We start from the raw sequence: 25,433 nt of genomic DNA, 5'->3' as shown, positions 1-25,433 counted from the left end.
GTGATCACCTTTGTATCCCCTGCTCAAAGATTGAGCAGGGCATTCAATCACGTGGGTCAAAATTCGATGAAAATTTTCAGCTCTAGTGGGTCAGTTCTGTGCGGACATCAACAGCGGTAGAATGGCGAGATGAAAAAGAGTACCTCGCCGTATCACGGTTTCCGTTTTCCATCCGCAGTCATCAGCTGCGCGGTGCGCTGGTATTACCGCTTCAACCTTAGCCTGCGTGACATCGAGGAATTGCTGCTCGAACGCGGCGTCGTGGTCAGCTACGAGTCGGTGCGCAACTGGTGCGACCGGTTTGGTGCGATGTTCGCCTGCCGGGCCAAAGCAGTTCGGCCGCGATCGGGCGCGACCTGGCATCTCGATGAGGTGTTCGTGAAACTGCGCGGGGAGCCATACGTGCTGTGGCGCGCAGTAGACGAACATGGGACCGAACTGGATGTGCTGTTGCAGAAGAAGCGCGACAAGGCCGCCGCAAAGCGCTTCTTCAGAAAGATGCTGCGCTCGTACCCGGTACCGCGCAGGATTGTTACCGACCAGTTGCGTAGCTATCCGGCGGCAAAGGCCGAGGTGCCACAGTTGGCCAATGTGAAACACGTGTTCGTGAAGGCGGCGGCCCGGGTAAACAACCGGGCGGAAAACAGCCACCAGCCAACGCGCCGACGTGAGCGCCAGATGCAGGGTTTCCGTGATCCACGACGCACGCAGCGCTTTCTGTCGAGCTTCGGACCGATCCGGCAGCACTTCGCCTTACCCCGTCATCGCATAGACGCTGCTACACACCGTGCCCAGCTGAAGCAACGTCTGGACAGCTGGTATGGCTGGAGCGCAACCGATCTGGGCACCGACACCCCATAATCAGAAGGAATCCTACACACTGTCGATTCGTACGGCCATCTGCCTTCAATTTGACAAGGCCCGCGCGGCTATTTCGCACGCGAGTTGAACAAAAGCGCCTAGCGCAGCGGGCGGGTTGGGTTCCTTCCACGCGAGGTACAGTTCGCTTTTCGCGTGCTGTTCACGCAGCGGACGATAAACGACGTTGTCCATGTGCGTTCGTTGAACCGACGCAGGTACGAGCGTTACACCAAACCCGGCGCTTACGAGGCCAAGGGACGCGTAGATCTGTCCCATTTCGAAGCTTGCGGAAGGAGAGAAGCCTGCCAGGGCGCACAACTGGTTGATGGTGGCGTGATAGTCCGGCGCGACATCTTTCCGGTAATTGATGACGCGCAGGTGCATACAGTCCTTGATGGAAATCTGCCGTTTCGCTGCGAGAGGGTTGTCCTTCGCGATGGCAACGTAAAACGGCTCCTGAAGCAACAAGACGCTGTTCAGTTGGGTATCCGACGGCACAGAGCGAACGAAGGCCAGATCGACGTCCCCTCGATCCAGCGCATTGATCTGCTCCGCAGAGGAAAACCATCGAAGTTCGACTGTCACCGCAGGGTAATGTTGCTGGAATTCACGCAAGAGCGGCGGCAGCAGCGTGTACGCGATGTGCTCAAAAAACCCGACCGCCACCCGGCCGATTTCCCCTCTTGCTGCGCGTTGCGAATCCACGATCGCGGAGTTCGTATCCGCCAGAATTCGCCTGGCCCGTTCTTCGAAAACCTGGCCCGCCGATGAAAGGAACACGCGTTTGCCCCGGCGCTCGAAAAGCGCCACGCCGAGTTCCTCTTCCAGTTCGCGGATCTGGCGGCTCAGCGGCGGCTGCGCCATGTGCAGTTCATCCGCCGCCTTCGTGAAGTTGAGTGTGCGTGCCACCGTCAGGAAGTAGCGAAGATGACGCAGCTCCATTTTGGAACCTCTTAGGTATCGATACGCAACTTATTATATCTTTTACATTGGACGCGACGGGTCGTAGGATCATGACATCACACCAACAACTCAGGAGATGCCCTCATGAAACTTACCGCGTCACAATTGGAAGCGTATGAGCGCGATGGGTTCCTTGTTCTGCCGGAGCTTTTCTCGGGAGAAGAAGTCGAGCATATGAAGAGCGAGTTGCGCCGAATCCAGAAGATTGACACCGACCATCTCGTCCGTGAAAAAACGGGCGGCATCGCGAAGACGATCTACAAAGTTCACGAAGCAGAGAGTCCGACGGCATCGGCGGTCTTTCACTCCGCAGTGCGCTCCCCCAGATTGCTCGATCCGGCACAACAACTGATCGACGATCCCGAACTCTACGTCTATCACACGAAGTGCAATCTGAAGACGGCTATCGACGGCTCCGTCTGGCAATGGCATCAGGACTTCGGAACCTGGCATATCGACGGCGTGAAAGAACCGCAGATGACAACCGCGTTGGTCATGCTCGACGAGCCGACCGAAATGGGCGGATGTCTCTACTTCATCCCGGGAAGCCACAAGCTTGGTTCACTCGATCCGACCTTCGATGAGGCAACCGGTTACCGCTTCTACGTTGTACCCAAGCCGACGATGCTCGATATTTTGTCCAGCCATCCCAAGGCCGTGCCTATCATCGGCCGCCCGGGAACAGTCGTGTTCTTCGACGCCAACATCGTGCATTCCTCGGGTCACAACTTGTCCGGTGACGATCGATGGCAAGCCTATGTCGTATACAACCAGGTGAAGAACAAGCCTGAACCGGTCGAGCAGCCGCGACCGGATTATGTGCGCTCGACCAATTTCGTTCCTCTCGAGCTTGGCTCAGACGAGATTCTCGACAGAGTTCAGATCGGCTGAACTTGCGCGCGCGTCGCTCGCCGGGACGCATGTACCTGGCGAGCAGCGGCAAGTCATATCAACAGGGTAAGCCTTATCTCCTGAATGTCGGGCAGCCGAAGCGTGACCTCGCGTTTTCTCTCCGAATGCGGCCATCACGACGACGCGTCAGGCCTGTTGCTCTGATGGACGCAGGTGAAGCAATACGTACGCAGAGTGCCGCGCAAGGACGCATGAAAGGTATCTACCGCCAATAGTCGTTAGATGTAACTCCGGACGTAGCGCTGTGCAATACGAAAACTAATACTTATTTTCCGAGAATATAAGGAGACGGAATGATCGAGAAGTCCAAGAAATTAAAGCGCATACAGGTAGCATCAATAGCGCTTCTGACGCTGGCCGGGATTGTGAACTATCTCGATCGGAGCACGTTGTCTATCGCGAACCATTCCGTCAGCAGTGAACTCGGGTTGTCGGCATCTCAGATGGGAATGTTGCTGTCTGCCTTTTCGTTCGCTTACGCCTTTGCGCAACTGCCGGTCGGGGTGCTTCTCGACAAACTTGGTTCGCGAGTGATGCTCGGACTTGGAATGTTCGTCTGGTCCGCCGCTCAGTTTAGCGGAGGGCTCATAACAAGCCTTCATCAGTTCATCATTGCGCGTATCGCGCTCGGAGTAGGTGAATCGCCAAACTTTCCGGCTGGCGCAAAAGTAGTCAGCGAGTGGTTTGGCATTCGTGAGCGAGGTCGACCGACGGGCATCTTCATTACTTCCTCGACGATTGGGCCGGCTCTCGCGCCCCCGATTTTGACTGTGATGATGCTGTCGTTCGGTTGGCGGCAAATGTTCATGATCATGGGAGGCTTCGGAATTGCGGTGTCGATCGGCTGGTACTTGATCTATCGTGACCGGAAAAGCGTAAAGCTCTCGGATGGAGAAACTGCCTATCTGAACGAAGGTGCGAGCGATGCTAAGGTCGAGCGCAAGATGACCATGTCGGAATGGCGCAATCTGTTTCTGACGCGCACCACCTGGGGCATGATTCTCGGCAATGCGGGCATCATCTATATGCTGTGGCTCTATCTGACATGGCTGCCTGCGTATCTCGAGCGCGAGCGTCATTTGTCGCTCGCCAGCACCGGATGGTTGGTGTCGATCCCCTATCTGTTCGGCACGATCGGCATGCTATCGAGCGGCTTCGTCGCTGATGCGTTGCAGGCCCGCGGTGTCGCGCCGATTCGCAGTCGAAAATGGCCTATCTGTGTCGGTCTGATCGGTGGGGCTTTATTTACGGTTCCCGCTGCGTTCACGCCGAATCTGACACTTGCGATTCTCTATCTCTGCGTCGCGATGTTCTTTGTCCAGATGGCATGTGGCGCGAGTTGGGCACTTGTGTCTGTGGCTGCGCCGCGGCACATGGCGGCATCCCTTGCGAGCATTCAAAACTTCGGCGGTTATTTCGGCGGCTCGTTCGCGCCTTTTGTCACCGGTATTGTCGTCGATCGGACGCATTCGTTTGTCGACGCGTTCCTTATCAGTGCTGGAATCGCGCTTCTGGCTGCGCTCGTCTACGCACTGATGGTTGGGAAGCGCGTCGACGAGCCGAAGGTCGCCGTGTCGGCACCGCCGCTCGCGACATAACCAGTTTGCGCAGGCCGGTATAACCGTTCTATAAGATTTCCGGCACACGGAAAGACTTTCTTTCATTTGGCGAAGTTAAATGAATCAGTATAGAAACCTGATCAACGGTGAGTGGGTAGCTGGCGAACACTGGCGACCCAACGTGAGTCCGTCGGATAGCAACGATGTAATCGGTGAATACGCCGACGCCAATGTGCTACAGACCGAGATCGCAGCCGCTGCGGCACGTGAGGCCTTTTGCTCATGGTCAAAGAGTGGTGTCATTTTCAGAAGACGACTGCACCAATCAACGAGACATGAAGCCTGCTGTTGTGAACCGACAATAGAGCTCGACACAAGACAATAGTTCTTGACACAAAACAATAGAGTTTGACACAAACGAATGCCTCGCTATACTGCACGATTTTGTTCGACCGGGCGGATATGCGAGGGCGACGTTTCAAGACGCAGAACGACATCGACAGGTACGTGGCGCAAGGCTACGGACAGGGTTCCGGTGTGGACTACAAGCCGTGGCTTCGCGTACAGGACGTGCCATCGCGTGGCCGTTCTCGAAAGGTTAAGGGCCTCAAGACTGGGCGCGTCCACCACGTGCTCTCCGATCTCGAATACGCGTACCTTGTGGTACTCGAATTCTCCGAGCGCGTGATCGATATCCGGGAGCAGTTCCCGTTGCTCCCAGTTTCGCCGATCCAGGATGTCGCGACGCAGCGTGGCATTCGATATCCGCGTTATGCTCAAACAACGGTGCCGTTCGTGATGACGACCGATTTCGTCGTCACCGTCAGGACAGACGACGGTTTGGCGCGTGAATACGCTCGTACCGTGAAATACGCGGACGAACTGTCGTCAGGGAACAGGCTCCTGCGCACTCTGGAAAAGCTCGAGCTCGAGAGAGCCTGGTGGTTGCAGCGCGGGGTTGACTGGCAGATCGTCACCGAGCAGAGCGTGGATCCCGTGCTCGCCAGAAATCTCATCTGGCTTCGCGGCAGCGCGCAGATCGAGCGAGACATGCAAAGTGATGAGCTACGCGCCCGGTTCGTTGAGGGCATTGGGGATGCCGGAAGCCATGACCGGACCCTGTCGTCGCTTCTGCGCACGGTCAGCTATCGGCTGCGCATGCCTTATCCGGATGCCGTCAAGCTTTTCAAGTATCTGATCTGGCACAAGGTACTCCTGGTTGATCTCAGGACGCCGATGTTGTTGACATCGCAAGCACCTAAGATTCAGGTCATGGCGAGTGGTGCGGCGCCCATAAAGCGGGCGGCGTGACATGGCCAATACGATTGCATTGCCCAATACGGTTATCGAAGCACTGTCTGATCAGCTACCGTTTGAAGGGATCGCCCGTATTCTCTGGATCGACGAAGCGGCTGCAAAGACCACGTTGATTACGATAGCGGAGACGCCAAGGAAGCCGTGGGTCGTCGCGAGTGAGGATGTTCGCATGTGGTTCCGGCGCGGCGACGTCCGGCCCAGTCAGTTCCGGTTGCCGGCCTATATGCTTCAGGTTGAAGAGGATATCCCGAAGGGCGAACGGGAAATACGGGATCGCAACTGGGAGCGCATTGCTCGTCTGGTCGACACGGCAGTACCGGGTGAAATTTTCGAGGGACGCGCGATGGGCGCGCTCGTCGCGCTGCATGCCGAAGCGACAGGGGCGCAACGCAAGACCCTGTACCGCCTTCTCTATCGATACTGGACGTTCGGGCAAATTCGCAATGCATTGTTGCCGAACTACGAGAACGTCGGAGCACCTGGTAAGGCTCGCGTGTTCGCTGCCGGCAAGCGCCCCGGGCGTCCGCCGAGGCATTCCGCGACGCGCGGCGCACATTGCGGAAAGATTCTTGGCGAGGACGACAAGAGCTTTATCAGGATCGGGTACTCCCTCTTCAAGAACAACGAAGTGGCGTCCGTGACGGACGCTTACCATCGCACCTTGAGACGATTCTACGTCGAGGAACACGTTGTACCCGGCACATCGACGGACGATCTCACGCTCAAGCCGCTAGACCAGTTGCCGAGTCTGCGGCAGTTCAGCTACTGGGGGAAAAAGGCGTTTGACGATCTGACCGTCCAGCGCTCGCGTGCGGGCGAGCGGCGCTGGCAGAAAGATCATCGCGGGCTGACGGGACGCGCTGGCGACGGGGTGTATGGCCCCTGTCACCGCTTCGAAATCGATGCGACGATCGCCGACATTTATCTCGTGAGCCGGTACAACCGGAACTGGGTGATCGGTCGTCCTGTGATTTACGTCGTCGTCGACGTGTTTTCGACCATGATCGTCGGTATCTTTGTTGGCCTGGAAGGACCGGGCTGGAACGGCGCCCGTCACGCGCTGTTTAACGCGTTCACCGACAAGGTCGCGTTTTGCCGCACGTACGGCATCGAGATTGAGTCGTCCGCGTGGCCCTCGCACCATCTTCCGCACGAACTGATGGCCGACCGGGGCGAAATGCTCGGGCAGGCGGCCGAGGGCCTTGTGGCTGGGCTGGGCATTGATATAGCGATCGCGCCACCGTTCCGGCCCGACTGGAAGGCGATCGTGGAGAGCCGGTTTCGCCTGCTGAACAAGACGTCGCAGATCCACTGGATCCCGGGCGCAGTCAGGGAGCGGATTGCCGAGCGCGGCCAGCGCGATTACCGCCTGGATGCCGTCCTCGATCTGGCGGAGTTCACCAACATCATGATCAGCAGCGTGCTGCATTACAACCACCACAGCCGCCGACCGGACCGGCTCACAACGGACATGATTCACGAGGAACTCGAACCATCGCCCATCAATCTGTGGCGTTGGGGGATGGAAAATGGGCTGGCAACTCCCAATACGCAACCTCATGACCTCGTGTATCTGCATCTGCTGCCACGCGAAAGCGCCTCGATCCAGCGCGGTGGGATCTGCTTCAAGGGCATGTACTACACGTGCGCCTACGCGATTGAGCAAAACTGGTTTGCGAGGGCGCGCAGAGACGGGCGCCGCACCGTAACCGTCTGGTACGACCCGAATGATACGACGCACGTGTGGCTCCAGGACAGCAAGCGCAACTTTGTGCGCTGTGACCTGCTCGCTTCGGAGGAGCGGGTCGCACAACGCCGGCTGGAGGAAGTGCTGGACATGCTCAAAATGACTGGATCGCCGACAGGCGAAAGCACATATGCGGCGCTCAACGACAGGATCCGCCTGGACGCGCATATTGGTGCGGTAGTTGGACAGGCCCAGATGGACAAGCGAGCGGCGCAGCCGGTCGCGCCAGTGCCGGTCAGCAACCAGGCAGCGGACATCAAAAGGCATCGGGCGTTCGAAAAGGCAGCCGAGCGGCAACGCCCGGTGACGTTGCCGGGCCCCGATCAGCATGCGGTGGATGTGCCCGTAACCACGCCGGCTTCGTCGAGTGTGGCCGAGGCTTATGCTGGCGAGCGCGGCGGCGAAGTGTTAAGCCTGCTTGGACGACTACGCGACAAGGGGACGAGGTCATGACGCCTGCCGGAATACTCGTTGCCGCCGAATATGCCGATTCGCCCATTGCGCAATATCAGGGCAATCCCCTCATTGAGGCATTGCCGCCGATCCGCTCGGAAGCGGACGCCGCGGCTTGCATGGCGCTGTTTCCCGATGAGCCCGGCGGCGAAACCGGGCTGTCGAAGGAAGTCCGCCTGCACTGTATCGACCGGTTGCTGCACCTGGTTCAGCCACTCCCGATTCATCTGGAACTTGAGTCGGCGTTGTCCGCTTTGATACGCAGCGGCTATGTCGGCCGCAATCCCCTGTCGCAGTCGACGTGGCGGCACGTGTATTCGCTTGCCCTCGGTCAGGCAAAAGAAAGCGGCTTCCGTTCGACGGCTTCCACGCTGAGTGTCGTGGGCTTGAGCGGGATCGGCAAATCGACGGCACTGGAGTCCATCCTGCGACTCTACCCGCAGGCGATTCGCCACCGGCAATACCGGAGGCAGGAACTGGTTCAGGTCCAGATCCCGTGGCTGAAGATCGAATGTCCATTCGACGGTTCGCTTACCGGGTTATGCCACGCGTTCTTTCGCGCTCTCGACCGGGCCATCGGAGAGGAACGGTATGCCAGACGCTATCGTTCGATCCGGGGCATTGTCCAACTCGTCCATCAGATCGAGCAGATCGCGAGTACCCATTTCGTCGGCGTGTTGATCATCGACGAATTGCAGCATCTGCGGGTTGCAAAGACGGGCGGCAAGGAGAACATGCTTAATTTCTTCGTCAACCTCATCAACAGCATCGGCATTCCGGTCGTGTTTGTGGGGACCAATTCCATGATCGAACTATTCTCCGACGTGATGCGTAATGCGCGACGCGCCACAGGTCTGGGGCTGAGCGACTTCCGGCAACCGAAGCGCGATGATCCGGCGTGGGCACTGCTAGTCGATGCCGCGTGGCAATACCAGTGGGTTCGTCATGTCGAACCCCTGACGGACGAGCTTCGGAAGGTGCTGTACGATCTAACTCAAGGGGTGACGGACTTTCTGATCAAACTGCTCGTGCTCGCCCAGCGACACGCGATTCACACGGGTGAAGAGCGGCTGACGCTCAAGCTGTTGCGTACGATTGCCGACACCAGGATGCAGTTGCTTAAGCCGGCGCTCGACGCGTTGCGAAGCGGTGACACGAAGCGCATGTCGAAGTTCGAGGATCTGCTTCCACCCGACAGCCAGATTGCCGCGATGATGGGAGCGATCGATGGGGATGCGCGCGTTTCGTCGCGCCTGGCGATGCTTCAGGACATGCGGCGTCCTCCCGCCGGAAACGCTGAGGCATCCTTGTCCCCCATCGCGGTAACGAGCGGAATTCCATCGACCGGTGTAAAGCAATCGGGAGTTCCGGTTCCTTCCGAAGCCCGGCGCCTCGTTGAATGCGATGCACCGTTTGTCGCCCTGCGCGATGCCGGATGGCTGCAGGCAGACGCGCTGGAATTCTCCACGGCATATGCCGATTGCTAGTGCCGATGCGGAATCTGCTGTTCTTTGTCCCGTCTTTACCTGACGAGACCATCCAGTCGCGCGTTGCCCGACATCATGTGCTGTCGGGCAACCGGGTGGAGAGCGACACCTTTCTTGACCTGTTCGACAGTGCGCCGTTTTCGCTCGAGCAAATCGTACCGCCATCCCTCATGCGGCTTGCGGATCGTGTGAACGACGGCTCGCAGGCAGCCCTGCAAACGCTTCTGGCAGGCAACACCCTGTGGCCGCTTTTCGAGCCGTTTCTGGACGGCGTGTTGCAGCCGCTGACGGCTGACGTTGGAGCGATGATGAGCCGGTTACCACGTCGTGTTGTCGGCCTCTACGGCGAAGCGCATCTCTGCCCGGCCTGCGTTGAAGAGGACATTCATGCGTTCGGGATGGGGTACTGGCACCGGGCGCACCACGTCCCGGGCGTGAGCATGTGTTGGCGGCATGGCGCGCGCCTGCTTTCGAGTTGCCCGCAGTGCCACCGGCCTTTCCAGTTTCGCCAGCGACTACTACGCCAACCGTGGCTAGCTTGCCGCTGTGGCTGGCAGGTGACTGCGGCGGAAGATGATGGCATGGCAGGCTCACCGATCCCGCTGCAATACGCGCGCTTTGCTCGCGATCTGCTTAACCGTCCCCTGGGCCGGGTGGACCCCTTTCGCCTGCGCGTGGCGTACCAGAACCGCATTCGAGAGCTAGGCTTCAAATGGGGGGCAAGGCTACAGGCGAAAGCGTTCCAGGAACACCTGATTGAAGAACTGGGCGAAACGTTCCTCTCTGCAGTGGATCCGGCGTTCGCCGCGAAGCGGATGAGCTTCTGGATACGCTTTGCACCGGGCAACAGCACGGTATGCGATATGCCGATTACGCGGCACCTGTTGCTCGCGATGTATCTGTTTGGTACGCGGGACGAACTTGCATTGAGCCTGCAGCGTGTGTCCCAGGAAGAGACTGCGATTAGACGCACCAGGACAGTTGAGGAAGGCCCGACACTTGAGGGGGCGGCGGTGTCGATGCCGCGTATAGCGCACCGGCGTCGAATACGGGACGAGCTGAGAAGAAACCCGCAAACGACCATCCAGGATCTGTGGCGCAAGGTATATCGTGTCACCTCGTGGCTCTACGAGCATGACCGGGAGTGGATACAGGAGACCCTCTCGATTTCGGCAGCAGATAGAGTGGGCGGTGGTCAGTCCGCAGCGAAAACCGTATCTCCGGACGACGAGCGCTTCGCCGCACTCGTCGACGAGGCCGCCGTTGCGATGCTCGCTAGGCCGGGAAAGCCGCAACAGGTGACAAAGGAGCGATTACTCGCGGTTCTTCCGGTGCGCATTGCCGACACGCCCCGGCAACGCGAGCGATATCCCGACACGCTAACGCGGGTCACGGATAACCGGGAATCCACGTGGCACTTCAGGGCGCGGCGACTGTGGTGGGCATACGCACTGATGAGCGCACGGGGCGACGCCGCGCCGGCGAGAGAAGCCGTGATCTTGTCTGGCGTTGGCCATTACGCGGCCCAGGCAATCATTGAACATTGCGGATGGGAACCTGTGTTGCCACTTGCTGCGAAGTTTGATGCGCTGGCGAAGCTGTCTGAAGCGGGAATTACGCCGAAATGGGAGGGGCCGCCCGCGTGGCAAGGCCGAGCCATTGGAGGGCGTGCCTATCAACGTCGGCCGTAAGGCGATTCGAGAGAAAATCAAGCTCGGCGTCTGGTGATCCTTGGCTGGCGGGGGCGGCTACCGTCGCCACCCAGATCCTCAACGAAAGGTTCCTGCGCCAGGCAAAACTCGATCGCGATGCGCCTCATGCGGCAATCTAAACTGCGCTCCGCGCCTGTCCCTCATCGCGGCGCCATGATCCGTAACACGGGATGTCCATCGACGTCCTTGAGCGCAAACCAGGCATCGTGTGATGCTGCGTCGACACTGACGACGTGGGCATCCGGTCCCACACGGCCATCCCCGATTTTCACCACGTGCGAAGTGTCCACGTGGAACATGGACACCACGCCCGCCTCGCCCGCGACATAGACCGTGCGCAGCGCCGGATCGTACGCCAGCACGTCCGGCGTGCCGCCGACATCGAACGCCGCGATCTCCTTCATTGTGCGCATGTCGAGCACTAGCAGACGATCGTTGTCCTCGCAGGCAATCAATGCCAGACGGAATTCCGGCACGATCAGCAGACCGTGATTGCCCCGCGCGCCAGGCAGCTCAGTGCGGGCGACCACGGTGTCGGTGCGGGGATCGATCTCCACCAGTTGGCGTCGCGACTGCACATTGACGAAAACGTGCCGCGATACTGGATCGTACTGCGTGTTCCCCACTTCACCGCCGAGGGACACGGTCGCGACGCGCCGGTTCGTCGAGCCGTCGATCACGGTCTCTGTCTCGCCGGTTTCGTCCGATACGTAAAGCTTCTGAACGTCAGGCACCCAGGCCATCCCATCGGGATAGACGCCACCGGGCGTCCTCGCGACAATCTTCAGCGTGTCCGCGTCGATCGCGACGATCTTGTTCGTGCCGGTGGCCGAGGCGTAGACACGGGACAGCGCCGGAACAGCCAGCACACCATGTACGGCGGACACACCCGGAATGCGCGCGACAACGCGCGAAGCGAGCGTGTCGAAAACGACGACTTCGCCGTCGCCCAGATGAGCGATGAACAGCAGGTGCCGCTGCGGGTCGTAGCTCTCGTAGTCGAACCGCGACGCGCAGCCGGGTAGTGGCACATCGCCGATCAGCTTCAGTGGCAGGGTATCGATGGCCGGGTCATCCGAACCGTGCGCGACGCACCCTGTGCCGCCCCCGGCGATCACCGCGAACCAGACGACCATGGCGACCCTCGCCGCAAGTTGCCCACACAATGAACTGCCGCGAATCATGGCGCGCCTCCATCCGGCCGGATATGGCGGAAGGCGGCAAGCACGGCGAGATCGTAGGCAATCTTGAGCGTCCCGCACGCGATCAGCGGCGCAGCAAGCCATCCGGCTGCGAGCATCGCTGCGGCAATCGACGGCGCCACGGCCGCGGCAAGGCTGCGCGGCACAGCCGTGAAGCTCGCGGCAGCAGGCCGCTCAGCGGGCGTCACGACGGCCATCACGTAGGCGCTACGCGTCGGCACATCCAGCCGGGAAAGTGCACTGCGCAGGAGCAGCAACGTCAGGGTCAGCGGCAGGGATGCCGTCAATGCCGCGGCAATCAGGCACACGCTCGACGGGATGTGGGTGAACACCATCGTGTTGAGTAACCCGATCCTGCGCGCGATCGGCGCCGCGGCAAGCAGCGAGCCGGCACTGAGCAGCCCCGACCAGAAGAAAAACTGCCCGGCCGCAGCCAGCGAAAGTCCGAAGCGCTGGATCAGCCACAGCGTCAGCAGCGAGTTGACAAGCAGGCCGCCGGCGAACGCATCGACGCTGAACAGGAGCGCCAGACGCGTCACAATCGCGCGCGATGGACCCAGTGGCACGTGCGCCTTCGCGGCGTGCACTGTCTCCTTTGGCAAACCCAGATACAGCAGGAAGACCACGCTGCCCGTCAGCGCGTAGACGACGAACATCGCGCGCATGGCGAACAGTCCGGACATGCCGGAGCGCACCGCGAACCATTGCGGCAAAGCTGCGAGCAGCGAGCCGAGCGCCGCCGACAGCCCGCCCACGAGGCTGTAACGCGCGAACAGCGCTGTCCGGGAATCGGGGTGCGACGCTTCGGCGAGGCGTGCGTGTTCCAGCGGCAGAAAAAGACTGACGTCCCCTGAACTGGGATTGAGGGTGCCGATAAAGGCCACCACGAGCAACGGCCACAGGGTTGAGAGGCAGCCGAACGCAAGCCCTGTCGCGCCCATCAAGGCCGCGGCGAACAGCAGCAGCGGGCGGTGCGGGTAGCGGACGCTGGTCACGCCGACCAGGATCGTGGCGAGAGCTGATCCCAGCAATGTGGCCGTGCCAATCAGGCCGACCGTGAGTTGCTCGAAGCCGAGGGCGAGAAGATACGCGGGCAGCAGTACCGCAACGAAACCATCACAGACTCCGCGCAAACCTCGCGCCGCGAGCAACAGCCGCGCGCTGCGATCGATGCCCGGCGGCCGCAGCAGGTCCGACAGGGGTGCACGGACAGGGGGCATCAATGTCTCCACATTCGGGCCTGCATGCGGCCTTGTACCGCCCCCCTTGTCAGGCCAGGGCGTGCGACTGCATTGCGGCCTGCAGTCTCAACGCTGCGTTGTCCCAGTTGAGGATGCTGAACAGCTGGTTGACGTATTCGTTGCGGCGGTTCTGGTACTTCAGGTAGTAGGCATGCTCGAACACGTCGAGCACCAGAATCGGCTGGATGCCCCACGCGGTGAGTTTCTGGTGGTTCTCGCACTGCAGGATCATGAGCTTGCCGGTCGCCGGCAGATAGCCGACGACACCCCAGCCCGAGGCCTCGGTGGCAATGGTCGCAGCGACGAGTTGCGCCTTGAATTTCGCATACGAGCCGAAATGGCGGTCGATCGTTCTGGCGAGCTCGCCTCCCGGCTCACCAACCTTGCCAGAAATGCTCGTCCAGTAGATCGTATGCAGGATATGGCTGGAAAGCTGGAACGCCAGTTCTTTCTCGTGGAATTTCACCAGCGCAAAGTCGCCGGTTTCCCGTGCCCGGGCCAAGCCTTCTTCCGCCTTGTTCGCCGCAGCGGCGGCGGGCTTGTGATGGAAGTTGTAGTGGAGTTCCACCGTGTGGGCGTCGATTACCGGTTCGAGCGCATCGTACGCAAACGGCAGCGGTGCCGCCGCGTAGTTGCCGTCCGCGTTGACCAGTCTGTCGGTAAAGCCCGACGCACTAGCCGCGTGAACCAGCTGCGCCTGGGCCAGCATCATGCCTGCCCCCACTGTGGCGGAATCATGCAGAAACGTGCGACGTGTCTTCATTTGCAATCCTCACAGTTTTCGTGAACGCACCCGATTAATGGGCGTGCAGATGGACAAGCGGATAGAGGGCGAGACCCGTCAGGGCCGCGGCAACCACGATTGCGGGTTCCGGAAGCTTCTTCACACGCCAGAGCAGCAACGCGGTCGCGAGCGCGATGAGCGCGGTCGGCCAGTCGATGACCGAGCGCTTTGCGATCACAATGACCGAGCCGGTAATCGCCCCCACGGCTGCGGCGGTAATGCCGTCGACAAACGCCTTGACGGCGGGGAGCCGCCCATATTTCTTGAAGTACGGCGCAGGCAGCACCGTGAACAGGTAGCACGGGATGAACGTCCCTAGGGCAGCGATGCAGGCGCCAGCCAGCCCGGCGACGAGATACCCAATGAAGCCCACGGTAATGACGACCGGCCCCGGCGTGATCATCGCAACGGCCACCGCATCGACAAACTGTTTCTCGTTCAGCCAGTGGTGTTCCGTCACGACACCGCCGTAGAGGAAAGGCACGATCGCGAGGCCTGAGCCGAACACGAACGCGCCCGCCTTCGTGAAGAAAAGCGCAATCTGACCGAGCAGCGGAAGGTCCAGACCGCTCAGCGGCCCGGCAAGGGCCGGTGCCTGTGTCGCGGCCAGCGCGTTGATCCCGCCTTTGCCCAGCCATTGAGGCGGCGCGCGGCGTAGCCAGTTGACGATGCCACCGGCGATAAAAAGCCAGGCGATTTCAGACTCGGTCACGACGGTCACTGCCGCGAGGATCAGGAAGACCGCCCAGAGCAGCCGGTCCTTTCCGAGCGTCTTCGTCGTGAGCTTGTATGCGCTCATCGCAATGATGCCGACGACCGCCGCGCCGACGCCGTAGAAAACGGCCTGCATCCACGACAGTCCGCCGAAATGCGCGTAGGCCCAGCCCAGCACCACCACCATCAGGAACGACGGCAGCACGAAGGCGAGACCGGCGATGGTCGCGCCCAGCAGCCGGTAGTGCACGAAGCCGAGATAGATGCCGAGTTGCGCCGCAAGCGGGCCCGGCATCATCTGCGCGAGGGCCAGCCCTTCGCGATAGTCTCCCTCGGTAATCCAGCCACGCTGTTCGACCAGATCGCGGCGCATGTAGCCGACCAGCGCGACCGGGCCACCGAATCCGATCGTGCCGAGTTTGAGCATGTAGAGCGCCATCTGGCCCAGGCTGTATCCGGGCGCGTGTGCGGTGGTTGTGCTCATGAACGTTTTCCCGTGTCGCGCGCTTTTTCGACCGCGGCGAAGTGTGTGTACATCGAGTCGAGGACGGGACTCATGTCACTGAGCAACTGGTCGTCGTCAGCTGCACGCTCGCGCGTGCCCGCAATGATCGCTTCGAAGCCGATGGCCTCCGGCACCGGCGTGCCGCCCACGTCGAGCGCATGCACCATTGAGCTAAGCCGCATGAGCGCCGGATCACCTTCGAGTCCGAAGCTCGCCAGCAGCACTTCGAACGTCACACGTTCTCCCACATGCGTGAAGACCGCGCCGTCGAAATCGAAGCCGAGCGCGTCCTTCGGGCAATCGTCCGGCGAGGGCAGCCAGACGAAGCGGGCCTGCACGTCGATAAACCGGCGGATCAGCCAGGCGCTTGCCACGCGATCCACCCACAGCCGTCGGCGGGTTGCCCACGTGCGCCCCTGGTAGTCCAGGACGGACAGCAGGCGGATTGCGCGGTCCGCCGAGTGGGGCTCGCCAGGCGAGAGCACCGTATCGACGTGGGCCACGAAATCCTGCCACGCCACCTCCGCGCGCGTAGTCGCTTCCCCAGGGAAGAAGTCGATCGCGACAATGGTCTCGTAGTCCTTGCGCAGGCGTCGCTGCAGTTTCGTCAGTTCGGTGGCGGACTGCCCGGACACGGTCTTGCGCGCTTCGGCCAGTGTCCGGATGAAGCCATCGTACTCATCGGCCAGGTCGAAGAGTCCGCGGAATTCCGCGTCCTGCGAAGCATCGAGACTGGGGGCGCGCAGAAGGTGCGCTGCGCCACCGCTCTCGCCGATCGCCGCGACCAGCTCGCGCAGCATGTTTTCCCCTTCAGGACTGTAAGGAAGCAGATAGATGCCGTCGCGCAACACCGCGCAGCCTTTCCCCTTCAGGGCGCGCCAGAAGCGCATGCGGGCTGTCGCATTCCCGGTGGGTAGCGTCAGGACAAGGACGGACCAGGTCATCAACGTATTCATGTAGACAATGCTACGTTTATGTAGCGATATCTACAAGTTAACTTTGTGGGCGTGATGCAGAAGACTGACCAGATGCGATGTCATCCGGCCGCGCCAGTCCGCTCGTTACACTGATGAACCACAGGCCACGGATGCCCCAGCGCTGCCACAATAGGGATGTGCCCATCGTCTATCCGGCTTTCCCGACTCCAGTACACGCAGTCTGCGGTAGCATCAAGCTCTCTTCCAGCCGAGACGTGACGAACGCAAGTCCATGAAGGTTCTTATTGTCGAAGACGATTCCGCGATCGCAGCGAACCTCTACGACTATCTCGAAGGTAACGGCTATGAGGTCGACATTGCTTCCAATGGCAAGGCAGGACTGCGGATGGCGATCGCCGACTCGTGGGACGCCATCCTGCTCGATCTGGCGCTGCCCGGCATGGACGGACTCACGCTCTGCCGCAGGTTGCGCGAAGAGGCGCGGCGGGACACACCGGTGCTGATGCTCACGGCCAGGGACGCACTGGACGACAAGCTGGAGGGCTTCGTGCACGGTGCCGATGACTATCTGGTCAAGCCGTTCTCGCTGAAGGAGGTCGGTGCACGTCTTGGGGCCCTGATCAAGCGCTATCGCGGGCAGGTCGCCACCATGGATCTTCTATTCGCCGACGTAAGACTGGATCTGTCGACGATGACCGTCGAACGGGCCGGGCATCCGGTCAAGCTTCCCCCAAAATGTCTTCAGTTGCTGCGCATCCTGCTGCAGTCGCCTGCGCGCATGTTCACTCGCGCCGAGCTTGAATCTGAAGTCTGGGGTGAGGAGCTGCCCGACAGCGACACACTGCGCACGCACATCTACACCCTGCGCAGGGCGCTCAGCGAGCAGGGCGAGGCCGACCTTGTCGAGACCATCCATGGCGTCGGCTACCGGCTCGTTGCACCTGATCAAGATGCGAAATAGCCTGCGCTTCAAGGTCGCGCTTTTCTTCTCGGTGCTGACCATCGCGTTGCTGGTCGCCCAGGCGCTCGGCGTGAGGACACTGGCCGAGGCACAGGAAGAGCGGCTGATCACGGCACTCATCCATGACGACATGACGAATGTGCTCAAGAGTTACGAAGCCAACCCGTCCCTGCTGCCGCCCTTCGATGTCCGAATGAATGGCTATGTTTCGGGCGCGGACAGCCGGACCATTACGCTGCCGGTGACGATCGGGAGTCTGCCTGCCGGCACGCACGAAATCATCATTGACGGACGGGAGATCCACGTCGCGATCGAGCCGCTCGGCGCGGCGCGGCTGTACCGCGTTTACAACTTCAGTATTTACGAAAAGCATTTCAAGGAAGTCATCAATGCCCTGATGGCAGGCACAGGTGTCTTTGCATTGCTCACGATCTGGCTGTCCTTCGGCCTGTCGGGTCTGTTGGTGCGGCAGGTTGCCGGTCTCGCGCGGCAGGTCAAGGAACTGCGGCTCGGCGGGGCGGTACCGATCCAGCCCGGCAGGTACGATGAGACGGAACTCGTCGGGCTCGTGGAGGCTTTCAACGACTACCACCGGCGCATTGCCGACATGATTGCTCGCGAGAAGGAGTTCACGGGGAATGTGAGCCACGAACTGCGAACGCCGCTTACGGCAATCAAGACGAGCTGTGAACTGCTTGAACAGGATCCGGCGATCAGCGGCAAGTCGCGCACACGTCTGCAGCAGATCGAGCGTGCGGCCGACAACATGCGCGAACTCGGCAACGCGCTGCTGACGCTCGCGAGAGAGGATTCGGCACGCGAGGTCGAGCCGATGGCGCTCGCGAACCTGATTGAAACGTCGCTGACGCGTTTCGCCGACCGTTTTGCCCGAAAGGACCTGGCGGTCGTCAATGCTGTGGAACGCGGTGTTTGTGTGCTGGCAAACCGGTCGGCGCTCGCGATCGTGCTGTCCAACCTCATCGACAACGCCGTCCGGCATACCGAACACGGACGCCTTCAGTTTCGCTACGCAGACGGCTGGTTGCACATCGAAGACACCGGGCCAGGCATTCCGGCACACGCACTCCCCCATGTCTTTGACCGGTTCTACCAGGCCGGGTCGCCGCGCACTGCGACGCCTGGCGTCGGAATCGGCCTGTCGATCGTCAAAAAGGTCTGCGATCGCTATGGATGGTCGATCCGGATCGACAGCGAGCCAGGCGTTGGCACCTGCGTCTCGCTGCGCCTGCCGGCGACGAGCCGGACCTGAGTCGACTGCACGCTTGCTGATGCGTTCTTGACGAAAACTTCACAAACCCCTGCGTAGCATGGGCTTATGGGCTGTTCCGTAAGTTACCGGAACAGATATTGACCAGATTGTGAAGGAGTCGCTCATGAAATCGCTAATCGCTGCACTCTTCGTCGCATCCTCTGCGATTGCCCCCTTACTTGCATTTGCCCAGCCAACCCCCGGCCCGACGCGCGCCGCGGTCCGTGCCCAGTTGGCGTGTGCGGAGCAGTCAGGATTGATGCGTCTACCCAGAAATAGCTACCCCGACAAGATGTCCGAAATGAACTGCGACACCTCCGGTTCCGGGGCATCCATGAACGGGAACGCCCAGGCGGGCGCGCCAACGTGGCAGCAATCGAACCCGACCCTGTTCAGGCACCACTGAGAGCGGCACATGTGGCGTTGACAGAGCTGGCGTCAATACCGCATGCCCGCCCCGGCGGCGTCCTGGCCGTTCCTTCTTGACGAAAACTTCACAACCGGTGGCGTAGCATCCGCCCCGGACGCTGCCCGGGTGGGCGGCACACCATCCGATGGGATGCAAGAATGCGCCGCACATTATCGTTTGTCTTTATCGCCTTCGCCGGGATGGCCGGTTGCACGACCTACCATCCCGAGCCGATCGCCCCCGCCCAGCTTGCCCGGCAATTCGAGGAGCGCACGCTGGCGAGCGAGGCGCTGCAGGCCTACGTGGCGCGCGAGACCGGTCACGACGTCACGCCCTGGCCGCCTGCAGTCTGGAATCGTGAGATGCTCACCCTGGCGGCCTTCTACTACAGCCCCGCCCTCGACCTTGCCCGTGCGCAATGGAGCACGGCCAACGCCGGTATCGACGTCGCCAACGCGATTCCCAACCCGGTCCTGCAGTTGCCGTTCCAGTACAACACGCCTAACCCGGGGCCGGGAGCGCCCTTCACCTGGGGGCCGTCGCTCGATATTCCGATCGAGACCGCGCACAAGCGCGGCTATCGCGTCGATCAGGCGAACCACCTCTCGGAAGCGGCCCGGCTGAACATCGTCAACGCAGCGTGGAGCGTTCGCGCTCAGGTCCGGGATGCCATGCTCGCCCTCTACGCCGCCCGCGAACGCATGGCCTTCCTGTCCGCCAAGGCCGACGCCGAGCGGCAGATCACCGTGATGAGCCGCCACCGCCTCGCTGTCGGCCAGTACTCGCAGCCCGACGTCGACGCTGCCGTCCTTGCCGACACCCAGGCCCAGAGCGAGCTGGCCGCCGCGCGAAGCGCCGAACAGGACGCGCTCGCACAACTGGCTGCCGCCATCGGCGTGCCGGTCACCGTGCTCGACCGCGTCACGCTCGACCTGAGCGCCTTCGATACGGTTCCGCCTGCGCCGCCCGCAACGGATGCGCAGCGCGCGGCGATCTTCCATCGCGCCGATCTGCGCGCCTCGCTGGCCGATTACGCCGCGGCCGAATCGGCGCTTCAGCTCGAGGTCGCGAAACAGTATCCGGACATCCACCTCGGCTCCGGCTACACGTACGACACGGGCACCAACAAGATTGGCTTCGGGCTCGCCGGCATTACGTTGCCGATCTTCGATCAGAACCAGGGCGGCATCAGGGAAGCCGAGGCGAAGCGCAAGGAAGCTGCCACGCGTACCGGCGCGTTGCAGGACAGGATTCTCGGCGATCTTGCGCACGCGCTGGCACGCTACCGGGCGAGCCTCGAAGCGCTGCAGCTGTCCGACGCCCATCTGGCAAGTGCCCGCCGGCAACTCGAAAGCCAGGCGGCGGCTTTCGCCAGCGGCAATGCGGACCGGCTGACCTTCACGCAGGCGAAAGCTGACTACCAGACCAGCAAGAGCGCCCACCTCGACGCCGTAGTCGCGGTCCAGCAGGCCGCTGGCGCGCTCGAAGATGCGATGCAGCAACCCCTGGGTCATGAGGCGGTGAGCGATACCCTCAGTGAAGAGACACCATAATGAAACTCCGGCTGATCCTACTTTCCGTCATTTCGCTGGCCCTCGCTGCCGGTGCAGGCTGGTACATCCTGAACCAGGCGTTTGACGACGCCAGTGCATCGACCGCCACGGCAGCCCGGTCGGCTCCGACGCCCGCCGTACAGACGGTCAACGGTGAAACGGTCGTGGTCGTGAGCCCCGAGGCCCAACGGGCCAGCCACATCGAGGTGGCGCCGCTTGCCGCCGTCATGAGCCAGTCCGGCATCAGCGCCGACGCGATGGTCATCGATCTGCAGCCGCTCTTCGATCTGCGCAACCGGCTCGCGAGCGCGCGCGCGGACGTTGACACCTTCACCGCGCAGGCGGCCAGTTCGAGGACGCAGTACCAGGGCAGCCGCACACTGTTTGCCGACGACCGCAATGTTTCGCAGAAGAGCCTGCAGGCTGCACAGTCGACGATGCAGGGCGACGAAGCGAAACTGCAGTCTGCCCGGGTCACGCTGAACGGGCTGGACGGCGCGATGCGGCAGCAGTTCGGCGACGTGCTCGCGAATGCCGCGGCCGCACCGGCCTCGAGGCTGTTCCAGCTCCTTCAGTCGGGCCAGGCTGTCGTGCTGCGCGTCACGTTGCCCACAAGTTTTGGTATGGCGCCACCCGAGCGCATCGCCGTCGATACGGCTGACGGCCGCGTGGTGCCGGCCCAACGGCTTTCCGCCTCGCCACTCGTTGATCCGGCCGTGCAGGGGAGCCCCTGGCTCTACGTCGCCGACGCCACGCTGCCCGCCAATCTGCGCACGAGTGCACGCGTGCCGACGTCAAGCGAGGCCGTATCGGGGCTGCTGATCCCGGCGCAGGCGGTGGTGTGGTACGGCGGCCAGACGTGGGCCTGGGTGCGCACGGCCCCCGAGCGCTTTACGCGACGCTACGTGCCGGCCGGCAACGAGGACGACCGCGGCTTCATGGTCACGTCGGGCTTTCACGCCGGCGACCAGATCGTGACGCAGGGTGCGCAACTGCTGCTCTCCGAAGAGCTCAAGCCTCAGGGCATCGCCACCGCGTGCAAGGATCCGCCCGAATGTGATGACTGATCCTGCGACCGTACCGTGCATGACCTGCCCAGAACAACGCGACTCCACGTCCCATTCCACGCCCCATGCTTGACGCGATCATCCGCTTTTCGCTGCGCTTTCGCGGCGTCATCTTCTCGCTGGCCGTGATGGCGGCCGGCTACGGGCTCTTTACGCTGACGCGCGCCAAGCTCGACGTTTTTCCCGAATTTGCGCCGCCGATGAGCATCGTGCAGACGGCCGCTCCGGGCATGACCAGCGAACAGGTGGAGAGCCTCGTCACCCAGCCGGTTGAAAATGCCCTCGGCGGCATGACGGGCCTGAAGTCGATTCGCTCGCGGTCCATGCAGGGCCTCTCCTCGGTCACGCTTGTGTTCGATGACCACGCCAACGTGATGCAGGTCAGGCAGCTCGTCACCGAGCGCATCGGCGGGCTTGCGGGCTCGCTACCAGTGGGCGTCACCGCACCCCAACTCCTGCCGCTCACCACGACAACGAGCGTCGTGCGCACCATTGGCCTGACGTCGACGACGCGCTCGCTCGCGGACCTCTACGACATCGCCCAGTGGACGGTCAAACCGCAGCTGCTCGGCACTCCCGGCGTGGCCGACGTGATTGTGTTCGGCGGTGAGACGCGCCAGCTGCAGATCCAGGTCGACCCCGCGAAGCTGATGCGCCACGGCCTGTCGATCCCGGACGTGATTGCCGCGGCGCGCCAGGCCACCGGCGTGCGCGGCGCCGGGTTCATCGAGAACAGCAACCAGCGCATCGCCGTCAACGCCGATGGCCAGATCGCGACACCGCAAAAACTGGCCAGTGTCGTGCTGCGTTCCAGCAACGGCGCGGCGGTTCGTGTGGGTGACGTCGCCAACGTGACCTGGGGCAGTGCACCTGCTGTTGGCGCAGCATCGATCATGGGCAAGCCCGGCGTGATGGTGGTGATGGAAAGCCAGTACGGGACCAACACGATGGCCGTGACGCGCGACATCGAAAGGACGCTCGCGGGACTCGGACCCGCGCTCGCCCGGCAAGGTGTGGACGTAAACACCAACGTCTTCCGGCCCGCCAACTTCATCGAGGCCGCCGTCGGCCACCTGCGCACCGCGCTCATCGTCGGCGCCGTGCTGGTCATCGCGGTGCTGTTCCTGTTCCTGCTCAACGTGCGCACCGCCGTGATTTCCGCGGTGGCGATTCCGCTGTCGCTGCTGGTCGCGATCATCGTATTGACGTCGTTCGGCGTCAGCCTGAACACGATGACCCTGGGTGGGCTCGCCATCGCGCTCGGCGAGGTGGTCGACGATGCCATCATCGACGTCGAGAACATCTACCGGCGCCTGCGCGAGAACCGCACGCTGCCCCAGCCGCTGCCCGCTTTCCGGGTCGTGCTGCGTGCTTCGCTCGAAGTTCGCAGCGCCGTGGTGTTCGCCACCTTCATCGTAACGCTGATCTTCCTGCCCGTGCTCACGCTCACGGGTATCGGTGGACGGCTCTTTGCGCCGCTGGGTATCGCCTACATTCTCGCCGTGCTCGCGTCGCTCGGCGTCGCCCTGACGCTCACGCCGGCGATGGCACTCGCACTGCTGGCGAAGGGACCCTTGCCCGAGCGGGAGCCGCGCCTGATCGGGCGCCTCAAGACGCGTTACATCGCGCTGCTGACGAAAGTCGAACAGCATGTGAAGGCGGTCATGGTGATCGTCGCGGTGATGTGCGCCGCGGCGCTCGCGTCACTGCCATTCATGAGCGGGAGTTTTATTCCGCAACTGCGCGAAGGCCACTACACGGTTCACATGGGGCTCGCACCGGGCACCTCGCTCGCCGAATCGCTGCGCATCGGCACGCAGGTCTCGAACGCGCTGATGCAGGTGCCGGGCGTGCGTCTCGTGGCACAGCGTGCGGGCCGCGCGAATGGCGTGGTCGACCCCACCGGCGTGCAGCTCTCCGAGTTCGAAGTCGACCTCAAGCCGATGGGGGCATCGGGCCAGAGCTGGGCGCTCTACCGGATTCGCCAGGCGCTGGCGCGCTTTCCGGGTCTCTCCACCTCGGTCAACACGTTTCTCGAGGAACGGATCGACGAAACCATTTCGGGCACCACGGCCCCGGTGGTCGTGAATGTGTTCGGCAACAATCTCGACGTCATCGATCGCACGGCGCAGCAGATCGCCCAGCTGATCGGCACGATCCACGGCGTCGCCAGCGTGCGGGTGGATTCGCCGCCCGGGATTCCGGAACTGGACGTGCGGCTGAATCCCGACGCCCTGAGCCGCTGGGGCTTCCGGCCCGTCGAGGTGCTCGATGCTCTCCAGGCTGCCTACGCGGGCGTGACCGTATCCCAGATCTACGAGGGTAGCCGCAGCTATGACCTCGCCGTTGTGCTCGACCCGGCCCAGCGTCAGACCGTCGGCGACATTGGCAAGCTCATGGTGCGCAATGGCGACGGCCTTGCCGTGCCGCTGGGCTCGCTCGCGACGATCCGTCAGGTCGCGGGACGCTACCAGATCACACATGACGGTGGCCAGCGCGTGCAGACGGTATCGGTCAATCTCGGCAGCCGGCCCGTCAGCGACTTCGTAAAGGAAGCACAGGCGCGTGTGAATCACGCGATCAGGATGCCGCCGGGCACGTATGCCGTCTTCAGCGGTGAGAGCGAAGCGCGCGCGCAGTCGCAACGCGACCTGCTCGCATACGGCGGGATTGCGCTGGTGGGCATCGCGCTGCTGCTGTTCCTCGCAATGAAGAGCCGTCGCGGCGTGCTGCTGGTCATGATTAACCTGCCCTTCGCGCTCGTGGGCGGGGTTCTGAGCGTCGTGCTGACCGGCGCGAACCTGTCGCTGGGCAGCATGGTGGGATTCGTCACGCTGCTCGGCATCTCGCTGCGCAATTCAATCATGCTGATCAGCCACTACGAGCATCTGGTGCACGTCGACCGGCTGGCCTGGGACATAAATACGGCGGTGCGCGGTGCGTCGGAACGGCTGGTGCCGATCCTGATGACTGCACTGGTGACTGCGCTCGCCCTGCTGCCGCTCGCCGTGACGAGCGGCGCGCCGGGTAACGAAATCGAGGGGCCGATGGCGATTGTCATTCTTGGCGGCCTGCTCACCTCGACCGCACTGAACCTGATCGTACTGCCCACCTTGGCACTGCGTTACGGGCGTTTCGCGCGCGAGGAACTGGTCGAACCCGGACAAGCAGCGGTATCAGGAGAAACGGGCGATGGCCAGTGACGAGGTGTCACGGTAAAGACGAAGCGAACGCGACCCGCATTGCGAACCATTGGAGAGATCCCCGTGATTGGTCTGAACAAGCTGCTTGACGGGAAGAAGCTCCATCTGGTGTTTGAATTGAGCCTGTGGTTCAAGGCGATTTTCGCGCTTTCAGAAATCGCTGCCGGCGTTGTCACATACTTCGTTCCGCAGCGGCTTTTTCTGACTTTTGTGCGTTTGGTCACGCAGGATGAGTTTGCGGAAGATCCCCATGATCTCGTCGCCAACTTTCTCCTTCATACCGTACAGCACCTTTCTGTCGACACCCAGAAATTCGCGGCGATTTATCTGCTCGGACACGGCGTGATCAAGCTGTGGCTGATCATCGGTTTGCTGTGCGAGAGACTTTGGTACTTTCCCATTTCCATGATTGTTTTCGGCCTGTTCATTGGCTACCAGGTCTATCGATTTACATTCACGCACTCAGTCTGGTTGTTGCTCGTCACGGCCTTGGACATCGTCGTTATCGCCCTCACCTGGCACGAATACCGATATCTCCGAAACGGGCAGAAGGCGGTAATGTAGAGCGCCTGGCT

Annotated in this window: 20 protein-coding genes; 14 read left to right on the top strand and 6 right to left on the bottom strand. The window is 61.9% G+C overall.

Translation table 11 applies throughout. The features are described from left to right. Window positions 1-129: 129 nt before the first annotated feature. Entirely contained in the window at window positions 130-861 is a 732-nt protein-coding gene (locus FFS49_RS36615) for an IS6 family transposase (RefSeq protein ID WP_007182647.1), read from the top strand. A 45-nt stretch (window positions 862-906) separates the two neighbouring features. Here FFS49_RS36615 and FFS49_RS36610 read toward each other — a convergent pair whose 3' ends face one another. Further along, window positions 907-1,803, bottom strand: a complete 897-nt coding sequence (locus FFS49_RS36610; protein ID WP_060091940.1) for a LysR family transcriptional regulator — start codon at window positions 1,801-1,803, stop codon at window positions 907-909. Between the two features lie 105 nt (window positions 1,804-1,908). Here FFS49_RS36610 and FFS49_RS36605 point away from each other — a divergent pair, with 105 nt between their 5' ends. The 6 genes from FFS49_RS36605 (at window position 1,909) to FFS49_RS36575 (ending at window position 10,990) form a co-directional block, all read left to right on the top strand. Continuing rightward, on the top strand, window positions 1,909-2,715 hold the full coding sequence (locus tag FFS49_RS36605; protein ID WP_060091938.1) for a phytanoyl-CoA dioxygenase family protein: 807 nt from the start codon (window positions 1,909-1,911) through the stop codon (window positions 2,713-2,715). Between the two features lie 314 nt (window positions 2,716-3,029). Beyond that, window positions 3,030-4,334 carry an MFS transporter gene (locus FFS49_RS36600; protein WP_060091936.1) on the top strand — a complete coding sequence of 435 codons (1,305 nt, stop codon included), beginning with the start codon at window positions 3,030-3,032 and terminating at the stop codon, window positions 4,332-4,334. Window positions 4,335-4,703: 369 nt separating this feature from the next. Next, the gene (locus FFS49_RS36590; protein WP_223274428.1) at window positions 4,704-5,606 is read left to right on the top strand and encodes a TnsA endonuclease N-terminal domain-containing protein; all 903 of its coding nucleotides are present in this window, start codon (window positions 4,704-4,706) and stop codon (window positions 5,604-5,606) included. 1 nt (window position 5,607) lies between these two features. Next, window positions 5,608-7,812 carry a Mu transposase C-terminal domain-containing protein gene (locus FFS49_RS36585; protein WP_027813535.1) on the top strand — a complete coding sequence of 735 codons (2,205 nt, stop codon included), beginning with the start codon at window positions 5,608-5,610 and terminating at the stop codon, window positions 7,810-7,812. Then, window positions 7,809-9,299: an ATP-binding protein gene (locus FFS49_RS36580; protein ID WP_046196986.1), complete on the top strand. Its 1,491-nt coding sequence runs from the start codon at window positions 7,809-7,811 to the stop codon at window positions 9,297-9,299. Before FFS49_RS36585 ends, FFS49_RS36580 begins: the two co-directional genes overlap by 4 nt. 5 nt (window positions 9,300-9,304) lie before the next feature. Next, window positions 9,305-10,990, top strand: coding sequence for a TniQ family protein (locus FFS49_RS36575; protein WP_027813537.1), 1,686 nt, complete (start codon window positions 9,305-9,307; stop codon window positions 10,988-10,990). Between the two features lie 161 nt (window positions 10,991-11,151). Here FFS49_RS36575 and FFS49_RS36570 read toward each other — a convergent pair whose 3' ends face one another. From FFS49_RS36570 to FFS49_RS36550, 5 genes are read right to left on the bottom strand one after another with little or no spacing between them, the layout of a single operon-like run. Continuing rightward, on the bottom strand, window positions 11,152-12,195 hold the full coding sequence (locus FFS49_RS36570) for a YncE family protein (RefSeq protein WP_027813538.1): 1,044 nt from the start codon (window positions 12,193-12,195) through the stop codon (window positions 11,152-11,154). Continuing rightward, window positions 12,192-13,433 carry an MFS transporter gene (locus FFS49_RS36565; protein ID WP_027813539.1) on the bottom strand — a complete coding sequence of 414 codons (1,242 nt, stop codon included), beginning with the start codon at window positions 13,431-13,433 and terminating at the stop codon, window positions 12,192-12,194. Before FFS49_RS36565 ends, FFS49_RS36570 begins: the two co-directional genes overlap by 4 nt. A 49-nt stretch (window positions 13,434-13,482) precedes the next feature. Next, complete coding sequence (locus tag FFS49_RS36560) at window positions 13,483-14,217, bottom strand: superoxide dismutase (RefSeq protein WP_223274430.1); 735 nt, start codon at window positions 14,215-14,217, stop codon at window positions 13,483-13,485. 34 nt (window positions 14,218-14,251) lie between these two features. Next, window positions 14,252-15,436, bottom strand: coding sequence for a chromate transporter (locus FFS49_RS36555; RefSeq protein ID WP_027813541.1), 1,185 nt, complete (start codon window positions 15,434-15,436; stop codon window positions 14,252-14,254). Continuing rightward, window positions 15,433-16,413, bottom strand: a complete 981-nt coding sequence (locus tag FFS49_RS36550; RefSeq protein ID WP_027813542.1) for a chromate resistance protein ChrB domain-containing protein — start codon at window positions 16,411-16,413, stop codon at window positions 15,433-15,435. The genes FFS49_RS36555 and FFS49_RS36550 overlap by 4 nt, the downstream gene beginning before the upstream one ends. A 253-nt stretch (window positions 16,414-16,666) precedes the next feature. On the opposite strand from FFS49_RS36550, the gene FFS49_RS36545 reads away from it, so the two are divergent. From FFS49_RS36545 to FFS49_RS36515, 7 genes are all read left to right on the top strand, one after another. After that, a complete protein-coding gene (locus FFS49_RS36545) occupies window positions 16,667-17,356 on the top strand; it encodes a response regulator transcription factor (protein ID WP_027813543.1) in 690 nt (229 codons plus the stop codon). After that, complete coding sequence (locus FFS49_RS36540) at window positions 17,346-18,626, top strand: HAMP domain-containing sensor histidine kinase (protein ID WP_027813544.1); 1,281 nt, start codon at window positions 17,346-17,348, stop codon at window positions 18,624-18,626. The genes FFS49_RS36545 and FFS49_RS36540 overlap by 11 nt, the downstream gene beginning before the upstream one ends. Before the next feature lie 124 nt (window positions 18,627-18,750). Further along, entirely contained in the window at window positions 18,751-19,032 is a 282-nt protein-coding gene (locus FFS49_RS36535) for a DUF4148 domain-containing protein (protein ID WP_046543880.1), read from the top strand. A 161-nt stretch (window positions 19,033-19,193) separates the two neighbouring features. Beyond that, window positions 19,194-20,588: a TolC family protein gene (locus FFS49_RS36530; protein ID WP_027813545.1), complete on the top strand. Its 1,395-nt coding sequence runs from the start codon at window positions 19,194-19,196 to the stop codon at window positions 20,586-20,588. After that, window positions 20,588-21,655, top strand: coding sequence for a metal transporter (locus FFS49_RS36525; RefSeq protein WP_027813546.1), 1,068 nt, complete (start codon window positions 20,588-20,590; stop codon window positions 21,653-21,655). Before FFS49_RS36530 ends, FFS49_RS36525 begins: the two co-directional genes overlap by 1 nt. 65 nt (window positions 21,656-21,720) lie before the next feature. Then, window positions 21,721-24,858: an efflux RND transporter permease subunit gene (locus FFS49_RS36520; protein WP_027813547.1), complete on the top strand. Its 3,138-nt coding sequence runs from the start codon at window positions 21,721-21,723 to the stop codon at window positions 24,856-24,858. 63 nt (window positions 24,859-24,921) lie between these two features. Beyond that, window positions 24,922-25,422 carry a DUF2127 domain-containing protein gene (locus FFS49_RS36515; RefSeq protein ID WP_034176083.1) on the top strand — a complete coding sequence of 167 codons (501 nt, stop codon included), beginning with the start codon at window positions 24,922-24,924 and terminating at the stop codon, window positions 25,420-25,422. Window positions 25,423-25,433: the final 11 nt, after the last annotated feature.

This window comes from Burkholderia sp. 4NA327C6 (genome assembly GCF_005502655.1).
In the GTDB taxonomy this organism is placed as follows: domain Bacteria; phylum Pseudomonadota; class Gammaproteobacteria; order Burkholderiales; family Burkholderiaceae; genus Burkholderia; species Burkholderia contaminans.
The sequence above is the reverse complement of the archived record's forward strand: the minus strand, read 5'-3'. Positions and strand labels throughout refer to the sequence as shown.